Annotated in this window: 10 protein-coding genes and 1 tRNA gene; 6 read left to right on the top strand and 5 right to left on the bottom strand. The window is 72.7% G+C overall.

Annotated features, from left to right (window positions below; genetic code table 11):
- Positions 1-142: 142 nt before the first annotated feature.
- Positions 143-2,863 carry an alpha-mannosidase gene (locus tag AB0C69_RS31960; protein WP_360358706.1) on the top strand — a complete coding sequence of 907 codons (2,721 nt, stop codon included), beginning with the start codon at positions 143-145 and terminating at the stop codon, positions 2,861-2,863.
- On the opposite strand, the gene ppgK is transcribed toward AB0C69_RS31960, so the two are convergent.
- Genes ppgK through AB0C69_RS31945 form a run of 3 tightly spaced genes read right to left on the bottom strand, consistent with a single transcriptional unit; the run spans position 2,860 to position 4,788 of the window.
- Complete coding sequence (ppgK, locus tag AB0C69_RS31955) at positions 2,860-3,696, bottom strand: polyphosphate--glucose phosphotransferase (protein WP_360358705.1); 837 nt, start codon at positions 3,694-3,696, stop codon at positions 2,860-2,862. The two genes, AB0C69_RS31960 and ppgK, sit on opposite strands and share 4 nt — an antisense overlap.
- Positions 3,697-3,724: 28 nt before the next feature.
- Positions 3,725-4,045, bottom strand: a complete 321-nt coding sequence (locus tag AB0C69_RS31950) for a multidrug efflux SMR transporter (protein WP_345180653.1) — start codon at positions 4,043-4,045, stop codon at positions 3,725-3,727.
- The gene (locus AB0C69_RS31945; RefSeq protein WP_360358704.1) at positions 4,045-4,788 is read right to left on the bottom strand and encodes an SDR family oxidoreductase; all 744 of its coding nucleotides are present in this window, start codon (positions 4,786-4,788) and stop codon (positions 4,045-4,047) included. Before AB0C69_RS31945 ends, AB0C69_RS31950 begins: the two co-directional genes overlap by 1 nt.
- Positions 4,789-4,891: 103 nt before the next feature.
- On the opposite strand from AB0C69_RS31945, the gene AB0C69_RS31940 reads away from it, so the two are divergent.
- Positions 4,892-5,497 (top strand): helix-turn-helix domain-containing protein, encoded by a 606-nt coding sequence (locus AB0C69_RS31940; RefSeq protein ID WP_360358703.1) that lies wholly within the window; start codon positions 4,892-4,894, stop codon positions 5,495-5,497.
- Positions 5,498-5,585: 88 nt separating this feature from the next.
- On the opposite strand, the gene AB0C69_RS31935 is transcribed toward AB0C69_RS31940, so the two are convergent.
- Positions 5,586-5,747 carry a hypothetical protein gene (locus AB0C69_RS31935; protein ID WP_360358702.1) on the bottom strand — a complete coding sequence of 54 codons (162 nt, stop codon included), beginning with the start codon at positions 5,745-5,747 and terminating at the stop codon, positions 5,586-5,588.
- A gap of 10 nt (positions 5,748-5,757) precedes the next feature.
- Between AB0C69_RS31935 and AB0C69_RS31930 the strand changes: the two genes are divergently transcribed.
- Both AB0C69_RS31930 and sthA read left to right on the top strand, forming a co-directional pair.
- Positions 5,758-6,336: a hypothetical protein gene (locus AB0C69_RS31930; RefSeq protein ID WP_360358701.1), complete on the top strand. Its 579-nt coding sequence runs from the start codon at positions 5,758-5,760 to the stop codon at positions 6,334-6,336.
- An 81-nt stretch (positions 6,337-6,417) separates the two neighbouring features.
- Positions 6,418-7,821 (top strand): Si-specific NAD(P)(+) transhydrogenase, encoded by a 1,404-nt coding sequence (sthA, locus tag AB0C69_RS31925; protein WP_360358700.1) that lies wholly within the window; start codon positions 6,418-6,420, stop codon positions 7,819-7,821.
- Here sthA and AB0C69_RS31920 read toward each other — a convergent pair.
- Positions 7,818-8,231 carry an SsgA family sporulation/cell division regulator gene (locus AB0C69_RS31920; RefSeq protein ID WP_345180665.1) on the bottom strand — a complete coding sequence of 138 codons (414 nt, stop codon included), beginning with the start codon at positions 8,229-8,231 and terminating at the stop codon, positions 7,818-7,820. The genes sthA and AB0C69_RS31920 overlap by 4 nt on opposite strands.
- A 287-nt stretch (positions 8,232-8,518) precedes the next feature.
- Here AB0C69_RS31920 and AB0C69_RS31915 point away from each other — a divergent pair, with 287 nt between their 5' ends.
- Positions 8,519-8,944 (top strand): TIGR02611 family protein, encoded by a 426-nt coding sequence (locus AB0C69_RS31915; protein WP_360358699.1) that lies wholly within the window; start codon positions 8,519-8,521, stop codon positions 8,942-8,944.
- 86 nt (positions 8,945-9,030) lie between these two features.
- Positions 9,031-9,102, top strand: a tRNA-Val gene (locus AB0C69_RS31910).
- Positions 9,103-9,259: the final 157 nt, after the last annotated feature.

Raw genomic sequence — 9,259 nt, 5'->3', positions numbered from 1 at the left:
TCCGGGGCTTCGGGTGGGGGGGGCGGTGTGGGGCGGGCGGGGGGGGGGGGGGGAGGGGAGGGGGGGGCGACCGCGTCCGGATGCCGGCCGGCGGGGCGGGCATGCACCGACTGGAGACCCACGAGAACGAGGTGATCGCACTGTGCGGGTAGAAGGCCGGACCGGGGACTCGCAGATCGTCGTCGTGCCGCACACCCACTGGGACCGCGAGTGGTACCTGCCGTTCCAGCGCTTCCGGCTCCGCCTGGTGTCGCTGCTGGACGGCGTCATCGAAGGGATGGAGGCCGACCCGCGCTGGCACTTCACGCTGGACGGGCAGATGGCCGCCGTCGACGACTACCTGGAGATCCGCCCCGAGCGGCGCGAGCGGCTGGCCGCGCTCGTCCGCGGGGGCCGGCTGGCCGTCGGGCCCTGGCAGATCCTGCACGACGAGTTCCTGTGCTCGGGGGAGAACATCGTCCGCAACCTGGAGCTCGGGCTGCGGCGCGCGGAGGAGCTGGGCGCCGCGATGATGGTCGGCTACCTGCCCGACCAGTTCGGGCACTGCGCCCAGACACCGCAGATCCTCAAGCTCGCGGGGATCGAGCACGCCTGCGTGTGGCGCGGCGTCCCGGACCGGGTCCGCACCCGCGCGTTCGCCTGGGAGGCGCCGGACGGCACCGCGATCCGCACCCAGTACCTCCCCGAGGGCGGCTACGGCAACGCCGCGTCGATGTTCGAGGAGTTCGAGGACGGCGCGTCCCTGCTGCCCGGCCGCGTCGCCGGGTTCGCGGAGGCGATGGGCCGCTGGTACCCGGCCGGCGGGCCGCTGCTGGCCATGTACGGGGCCGACCACACCGCGCCCGCCCCCGACCTCGCCGACCGGGTCGCCTCCGCCGGGCTCCCGATGCGGCTCGACACGCTCGCCGGGTACTTCGCGGGCGAGACGCCGTCCGTGGACGGCCTGCCCCACGTCCGGGGCGAGCTCCGGTCGCACGCCCGCGCCAACATCCTGCCGGGCGTGCTGTCGGCCCGCGTCCGGCTCAAGCAGCTGATGGGACGCGCCGAGCGGCTCGTGGAGCGGTACGCCGAACCGCTGACGGCCCTCTGGTACACCGGCGACGCCCAGCGGTTCCTCGACCTGGCGTGGCGCCGCCTCATCGAGGTGAGCTGCCACGACTCGGTCACCGGATGCGGCAGCGACGAGACCGCCGAGCAGGTCGCGGCCCGCATGGCGGAGGCCGAGCAGCTCGGCCGCGCGGTCTGCGACCTGGTCACCGCCGAACGCGCCGCGACGGTGCCGCTCGGCTCGCACCTGGTGTTCAACCCGACCCCCGCCCCGCGAACCGGCCTCGTCACCCTGGACATCCCCTGTGAAGGGGAACCCGGGCTGGAGACGGGGGACGGGCGGCCCGTCCCCGTCCAGACGCTCGACGTCGCGCCCACCGTCCTGGACGACGCCGTCCACCCGGCCTCCGAACTGCCGATACTTCTGGAGCGGGTGTACGGGCGGGTCCTGTTCGGGCAGGAGATCCGCGACTGGACGGTGTCCAGGGAGGACCGCACGCTCACCTTCCACGTGACCTCCCGCGCCGACGTCCGGTTCGACATCGGCGAGGTGCGGGACGCCCTGCGCGACGCCGACGGGGACTGGCGCGTCCGGATCCTGGCCGATCCGCGCCGCACGGTCGCCGCGCTGGTCGACGTGCCCGCCCTGGGGCTCACCGCCGTCCGGCCCGTCGCGCCGGGCGACGCCGCGGAAGGCCCGGTGAGGGCCGAGGGGAACGTCCTGGACAACGGGCTGCTGCGCGCCGAGGTCCGGGAGGACGGCACGCTCCAGCTGCGCACCCCGTCCGGCCACGTCGTCGAAGGGGTCGGCCGCGTCGTGGACGGCGGCGACCTCGGCGACTCCTACAACCACGCGCCGCCCGCCGAGGACCGCATCGTCGGCGACCCCCTGGCGGTGGACGTCCGGCCCGTCTGGGACGGGCCGCTCGTCGCCGCGCTCGACATCGTCCGGAGCTACCGGTGGCCCGCCTCCGGAGACCTCACCCGCGACGCCCGGTCCGACGCCGAAGAGGACGTGACCGTCACCACCCGCGCGGAACTGCGCGCCGGCGAGCCCTTCCTGCGGCTGCGCGTCGCGTTCGACAACCGGTGCGACGACCACCGCGTCCGGCTGCACATGTCGCTGCCGCGCCAGGCCGGCTCGTCCTTCGCCGAGGGGCAGTTCGCGATCGTCGAGCGCGGGCCCTCGGCGGAGGGCGGCTTCGGAGAGCGGCCGGTGCCGACGTTCCCCGCGTCCGGGTTCGTCGCCGCGGGCGGCCTCGCCGTCCTGCTGGAGCACGTCACCGAGTACGAGGTGCTCGGCGGACGGGAGCTGGCGCTCACCCTGCTGCGCTCGATCGGCTACCTGTCGCGGGACCGCAACGCCTACCGCGACCAGCCCGCCGGGCCGCAGCTTCCCACACCGCAGGCCCAGTGCCGGGGCGAGCGCGCGGTCGGCTTCGCGATCATGCCGTACTCCGGCGCGGCGCCCGGAACCGAAGTCCTGCAGGCCGCGGAGGCATACCGCCATGACCTGCTCACCGCCGCCGGTTACGGACGGGCGGCCACGCCCCTCCCGGCCTCCCGGGCGGGCCTCTCGATCACGGGCGACGGCGTGGCGATGACCTCCCTCCGCCTCCGCGACGGCTGGACCGAGACCCGGATGGTCGCCCAGTGCGCGCGGCCCACCACGGCCGTCCTGCGGGGCGACTTCACCGAGGCGACCCGCGTCGACCTGCGCGGACGCCCCGGCATCCCGCTCGACGTGCACGACGGGACGGCCGCGCTGGCACTGCGCCCCTGGGAGATCGCGACCGTCCGTTTCCGGACGCCCTAACGCGCGGCCTCCATAGCCCGCGCCGACTCCGCCGCTCCGTAGTGAGCGGCCTCGGCCGCTGCGTCATGAGCGGCCTCGGCCGCTGCGTCATGAGCGGCCTCGGCCGCCATGGCCGCCCCCACGATGCCCGCGTTGTTCACCAGCCGCGCCGGGACGATCTCCGCCCGGACCCCCTTGATCAGCGGAAGGAAGTGCTCGGACTTCTTGCTCACCCCGCCCCCCACGATGATCAGCGAGGGGGAGATCAGCGCCTCCAGGTGGGCCATGTACACGCTCAGCCGCTTCGCCCACTTCTTCCAGCCGAGGTCCTCCTCCTCCCGCGCCTTCGCCGCCGCGCGGACCTCGGCGTCCTCGCCGTCGATCTGGAGGTGGCCGAACTCGGTGTTCGGGACGAGGACGCCGTCGGTGAACAGCGCGCTGCCGATCCCCGTTCCCAGCGTGAGCACGACGACCGTCCCGCGCCGCCCGCGGCCCGCGCCGAGCTGCATCTCGGCGATCCCCGCCGCGTCCGCGTCGTTGAGCAGCGTGACCTCCCGCCCGGTCGCGTCCGCGATCAGCGCTCGCGCCTCCAGCCCGATCCACCGCCCGGACACGTTCGCCGCCGACATCGTCACGCCGTCGACCACCACGCCGGGATAGGTGACCCCGACCGGGCCGTCCCACCCGAAATGCTCCACGACCTGCGCGAGCACCTTCGCGACCGCCTTGGGCTTCGACGGCTGCGGCGTGTCCACCCGGAACCGCTCCCGGGTGAACGTCCCGTCCGAAAGGTCGACCGGCGCGCCCTTGATCCCCGACCCGCCGATGTCGATCCCCAGCATCTCCCTCGCCATGCCCCCACTCTGCCCGATCTCTGCCCCGCTAAGAGCTCTCCAGCACCTGCAGACCGACCACGCCGACGACGATCAGGCCGAGGAACGCCAGCCGGGCCGGCGACGCGCTCTCCCCGAACGCGATCATGCCGACCACCGCGACGCCGAGCGCCCCCAGGCCGACGAACACCGCGTACGCCGTCCCGACCGGCAGGGTCCGCAGCGACAGCGACAGCACCACGACGCTGAGCAGCGCGACCGACAGGCCGATGACGGTCGGCCAGAGCTTCGTCAGGCCGTCCGACTGCTTCAGCGCCGTCGCCCACACCAGCTCCGTCAACCCCGCGATCAGCAGGAAAACCCAGGCCATCAGGCTGCATACCCCCCGTCCACGGCGATCGCCGCACCCGTGACATAGTCCCCGCCCGGGCCCGCCAGATGCGCGACCATCGCGGCGATCTCCTCGGCGCGCCCGTACCGCCCGAGGGCCGTGAACCCGCGCTCGAACTCGGCGTCGGGGGAGTCGGCGGGGTTCATCTCGGTGTCGGTCGACCCCGGCTGCACCACGTTCGCGGTGATCCCGCGCGGCCCGAGATCGCGGGCCAGGCCCCGGGTGAGGCCCGTGAGCGCCGACTTGCTCATGGCGTACAGCGTCCACCCGGCATAGGGGACGCGCTCGGCGAGGCTGCTGCCGATGTTGATGACCCGCCCGCCCGGCCCGAGATGCCGGGACGCCGCCTGCGCCGCGACGAAGGCCGCCCGGACGTGGATCGCCAGGGTCCGGTCGAGCTCGTCGGCCGACACGTCCTCCAGCGGCCCGTAGGGGGCGATCCCGGCGTTGTTGACCAGGATGTCGAGCCGGCCCAGTTCCGCCGCCGCCCGGTCGACCGCCGCGACGACGGCCGCGGGGTCGGCCGCGTCGGCGGCGATCGCCAGCCCGCGCCCGCCCGCCGCCTCGATATCGCGGACGACGGCGCGGGCCCGTTCCGGGGCCCGCACGTAGGTCACCGCGACGTCGGCGCCGTGCCGCGCCAGCCGCCGCGCGATCGCCGCTCCGATGCCGCGCCCGCCGCCCGTCACCAGCGCGGCCCGTCCCGTCAGCTCCACCGTCATCTCAACTCCCTAACCGGAGAGAATTCCACTTAGCGGAGCTTAACCGGAGAATATTCCGGATACAAACCCGTTAGGCTGGTGTGCCGTGCCGAGAGGGGGCTGGATGCGGGAGCTGCCCGTGGTGGGGCGGCCGCCCTCCGAGCGCGCGGACGCGACGCACAACCGCCGCCGCATCCTGCGCGCGGCCGCGGAGATGATCGCGACCCGCGGGCCCGAGGCCGTCTCCATGGACGAGGTCGCGCGGGCCGCCGGGGTCGGCGTCGGCACCGTGTACCGCCGGTTCGGAGACCGGGCCCGGCTCGTCTACGCCGTGATCGACGACCTCGAGCGCGACTTCCAGGCCGCGTTCATCCAGGGCCCTCCGCCGCTCGGCCCGGGCGCGGCCCCCGCCGAGCGCGTCCGCGCCTTCCTGCACGCCCTGGCCGACCGCACCGAGGCCCAGGCGGACCTGCTGCTGATGGCCGAGGCCGACCCGCCCGAGGCCCGCTTCCGCGAGGGCTCCTACATGCTCTACCACCGGCATCTGGCGATGCTGCTCCGCGAGATCCGCCCCGGCGCCGACGCCGCCTACCTGGCCGACGCCCTCCTCGCCCCCCTCGCCGCGAACCTGTTCCTCTACCAGCGCCGGACGCGCGGCATGCCCCTCGACCGCATCAAGGCGGGCCTGGACACGCTCGCCGAAGACCTCACCGCACCCCGGGAGCGATGATCCTTCGCCGCCGTCCGGGCGAGGGCGCCGGGACCGCGAGGGCTGACCGCGCCCACCGGCGGTGTGACCGGGCCCGGAGGCGGCGGTCTCAGAGGCGCGGCGCCAGCAGGGTGAACGCCTGGTCGATGAGGGCGGCGCGGTCGGCGGTGCCGTCCGAGCGCAGCCACTCGCGGGCGGCCGTGTCCAGCGCGGCGGTGAAGGCGTCGAGGGGGTCGCCGGATCCTTCCGTCAGCGCGGTCCTGGTCAACAACGCCGGGGGCATGAACGCCGAGCGGCGGCTCACGCGGGACGGCGTCGAGGCCACGTTCGCCGTCAACGTCCTCGCGCCGTACGCGCTCACCTGCCTGCTCCTGCCGATGCTGCGCGCGGCGGGCGCGGCGCGCGTGGTCAACCTGACCGGCGGCATGCCCGGCGGGACGATCGATCCCGGCGACCTGCAAGGGGAGAAGAAGTACCTCGGGTGGAGGTTCGCGCACTACAACCACGCCAAGACGGCCCTCATGGCGATGAGCCACCGGTTCGCCTCCCACCTGGACGGGGAGGTGACCGTCAACGTGGCCTACCCCGGCCACGCCTACGCCCCGGGGAACCGGGCCACGCCCATGCGCGCTCCCCTACCTCTACCGGCCCGCCGCCCCGCTGATCAGGCTGCTGGGCCGCTGCTGCTGTCGGACATGACCAAGGCCTCGCGTTCCAGCGTCCACGTGGTGTCCAGCCCGGAGATGGAGGGCGTCACCGGTGCGTATGTCGACGCCAGGGCGCGCCGCACGGCCTGGCCGTCAGGCGCGCTCGACGCGCGGGAGCAGCAGGCGGTGTGGTCGAACGGCTCAGCGGTCTGAACCCGGGTGAAGCCGTACGGGCCGGGGGAATCGTTCCCTGAAGCCCTTATCGGGCGGACCGCCAGGCGTCACACTGGCGGAGTGAGCGACTTCGATCTCCTCGTCCTCGGCTCGGGACCCGGCGGGCAGCGCGCGGCCATCGCCGCCGCCAAGCTCGGCCGCAAGGTCGGCATCGTCGACCGCCGCGACATGATGGGCGGCGTCTGCATCAACACCGGAACGATCCCGTCCAAGACGCTCCGCGAGGCCGTCCTCTACCTGACCGGCCTCAACCAGCGCGAGCTGTACGGGCAGAGCTACCGGGTCAAGGACGAGATCACCGTCGCCGACCTCGGGATGCGCACCCAGCACGTCATCGGCCGCGAGACCGACGTCGTCCGCAGCCAGCTCGCCCGCAACCGCGTCACCGTGCTGCCCGGCACCGGCCGCTTCCTGGAACCCGACACGATCGCCGTCAGCGGGGCCGGCGACCGCGAGCAGAAGCTCACCGCCGACCGCATCGTGATCGCGACGGGCACCCGTCCCGCCCGGCCCGAGACCGTCGACTTCGACGACCGGACGATCATCGACTCCGACGGCATCATCCACATGGACCGCATCCCCGAGACCATGGTCGTCGTCGGCGCCGGTGTGATCGGCATCGAGTACGCCTCCATGTTCGCCGCGCTCGGCACCAAGGTCACCGTCGTCGAGCGCCGCGAGCGCATGCTGGAGTTCTGCGACCTGGAGATCGTCGAGGCGCTCAAGTACCACCTGCGCGACCTGGCCGTCACCTTCCGGTTCCGCGAGAGCGTCGCGTCCGTCGAGCGGATGGCGCACGGCGCGATCACCGTCCTGGAGAGCGGCAAGCGGATCCCCGCCGACACCGTCATGTACTCCGCCGGACGCCACGGCATGACCGGCGACCTGGGCCTGGAGGCCGCGGGCCTCACCGCCGACCACCGCGGCCGGATCAAGGTCGACGACCACTACCGCACCGAGGTCCCGCACATCTACGCCGTCGGGGACGTGATCGGGTTCCCGTCCCTCGCGGCCACCTCGATGGAGCAGGGCCGCCTCGCCGCCCACCACGCCTGCGACGAGCCCGTCTCGCAGATCCACGAGACCCAGCCCATCGGCATCTACACCATCCCCGAGATCAGCTTCGTCGGCCTCACCGAGGACGCCCTGACCGAGGCCAAGGTCCCCTTCGAGGTGGGCGTGTCCCGCTACCGCGAACTGGCCCGCGGCCAGATCATCGGAGACTCCTACGGGATGCTGAAACTCCTCGTCTCACCGGAGGACCGGCGCCTCCTCGGCGTCCACGTCTTCGGCACCGGCGCCACCGAGCTCGTCCACATCGGTCAGACGGTCATGGGCTGCGGCGGCACGATCGACTACCTGGTCAACGCCGTCTTCAACTACCCCACCCTGGCCGAGTCCTACAAGGTCGCCGCCCTGGACGCCATGAACAAGATGCGCCACATCGCCCGCCTGTCCGGCTAGGACGGCCAGAGCAGGTTCTCCAGCTCGGCGTCGATGTCGATGAACTCGCTCTCCTCGCCGGCGGGCACCGCCTGGTACGTCCGGTGGAGGAAGTCGGCGAGAGGGGAGAGCGGCACCTCGAACAGCGCGTCCCCGAACGGGGAGGACAGCGCGATGTTGAGCGTGCCGTCGTCCTCGCCGGGCCAGACCTCCACGTCCCCGTTCCCGACCTTGCGCACGATGCCGACGGTGAGCAGCTCCCGAGCGAAGATCCACTCGACCGGCTCGTCGTCGCCCACGTAGAAGGCCATCCGGATCGCGTACGGGTCGTCGGCCGCGTACTCCAGCCCGGCCAGCAGAGGGACGGTCGTGCGGTCGGGGACGACGAGACGAAGGCCCAGCTCTGCTGAGACGGTGGTACTGCTGTTCATGGCCATTCCCTCTTACGTCGGTCCCGCTGGCTCACGGGGTGCCTCGGTGGCGGTACTCCTTCCCACCGACATCCCCGCGATCTATGACGCCTAACTGCCTGAACTCGGCCGAACATTCCGGCGTCCCCGGCGTTTGTGATCCATCTCACCATAGCAAAACCCGCGTCTGACCTGGGCAAAAGCGGATCATTCGCAAGATTCCTTCGCGCCACCCCGCCTGCCCCGCGGCCCGATCCGCCCACCCTCGCGGCCTCCCGAGCGCCCATCCGCTGGCTTAGAGTAAAACCGTGGCAATAAATCATGAAAAGGACGCCCCGCCCCCGGAACCGCGCCTCTCCCACCGCTTCCGCGCCCGCATCCGGCGCAACCCGCTCCTCAACACCGCCTGGCGCGCCGGCGTCTTCCTCACCGGCGCCGCCGTCCTCGCCGGCGGCCTGATCATGATGGTGACCCCCGGCCCCGGCCTCCTCGGCATCGTCATCGGCCTCGCCATCCTCGCCACCGAGTTCGCCTGGGCCCAGCGCGCCCTCCACCGCGCCAGGACCGCCGCCGACCGAGCCAAGGAGAAGGCCCTCGACCCCCGCGCCCGCCGTCGCAACACCATCCTCGGCGCCCTGACGGCCGCCGCCCTGGCAGCCGCCCTGACCGCCTACCTGGCCGTCTACGGCGCCACCCTCCCCTGGAACATCGAAGACCCCACCTTCTGGACCTGACCCCAGCCCCGCACCCCCGCAAACCGGCGCGCGACCACTCCCGCAGATGCGCTAGAGTTTCCGACGTCGGAACACGCGTTCCGCAGGGGCGATTAGCTCAGTGGGAGAGCGCTTCGTTCACACCGAAGAGGCCACTGGTTCGAACCCAGTATCGCCCACCCCCATGACACAGGCCCTCCCGCACACCTGCGGCAGGGCCTGATTGATCAACTGGGAGGATTTTGGGAGATCATCTGCTTGATGATGGGCATCCCGGAATCCGCGTACGACGACGTCATCGACGCTACGAACGTCATCACCGCCATCGGCGACCCC

This window comes from Actinomadura sp. NPDC048032 (assembly GCF_040653175.1).
GTDB classification, from domain to species: Bacteria; Actinomycetota; Actinomycetes; order Streptosporangiales; family Streptosporangiaceae; genus Spirillospora; species Spirillospora verrucosospora.
Note: the sequence above shows the minus strand (reverse complement) of the source record. Positions and strands in the feature narration are given on the sequence as shown.

What these genes read in the sequence shown, in the direction of transcription:
- AB0C69_RS31940 (WP_360358703.1), top strand. Translation starts at nt 4,892, where the DNA reads ATGCGGGAGCTGCCCGTGGTGGGGCGGCCGCCCTCCGAGCGCGCGGAC.
- ppgK (WP_360358705.1), bottom strand. Translation starts at nt 3,696, where the DNA reads ATGGCGAGGGAGATGCTGGGGATCGACATCGGCGGGTCGGGGATCAAG.
- AB0C69_RS31930 (WP_360358701.1), top strand. Translation starts at nt 5,758, where the DNA reads ATGAACGCCGAGCGGCGGCTCACGCGGGACGGCGTCGAGGCCACGTTC.
- AB0C69_RS31945 (WP_360358704.1), bottom strand. Translation starts at nt 4,788, where the DNA reads ATGACGGTGGAGCTGACGGGACGGGCCGCGCTGGTGACGGGCGGCGGG.
- AB0C69_RS31950 (WP_345180653.1), bottom strand. Translation starts at nt 4,045, where the DNA reads ATGGCCTGGGTTTTCCTGCTGATCGCGGGGTTGACGGAGCTGGTGTGG.
- AB0C69_RS31920 (WP_345180665.1), bottom strand. Translation starts at nt 8,231, where the DNA reads ATGAACAGCAGTACCACCGTCTCAGCAGAGCTGGGCCTTCGTCTCGTC.